1 protein-coding gene is annotated in these 219 nt (G+C 55.3%); it reads right to left on the bottom strand.

The genetic code is table 11. The annotated features are described in order from the left end of the window. Positions 1-219: DDE-type integrase/transposase/recombinase (locus Q0897_RS16085; RefSeq protein ID WP_299310441.1), on the bottom strand; the 219-nt coding region annotated here is incomplete at both ends.

Genomic DNA, 219 nt, shown 5'->3' with positions numbered 1-219 from the left:
TGCTTCGCCAAATTTCCAAGTTCGGTCATTGCTGCCGTGTAGGAGCGAAGTCCGTCGGTCGTAATGATCTCAGGCGAACCGTGGCGTTTCAGCGCTTTCTTCATGAAACGCAGGGCGGCGGCCTTGTCCCTCGTTTTCGTGACGTAGCTTTCGAGCACTTCACCTTCATGATCGACGGCACGCCAGAGGTACATCATCTCGCCATTGATGCGGACGTAC

This window comes from uncultured Croceicoccus sp. (assembly GCF_947496385.1).
Classification (GTDB): Bacteria; Pseudomonadota; Alphaproteobacteria; order Sphingomonadales; family Sphingomonadaceae; genus Croceicoccus.
The sequence above is the reverse complement of the archived record's forward strand: the minus strand, read 5'-3'. Positions and strand labels throughout refer to the sequence as shown.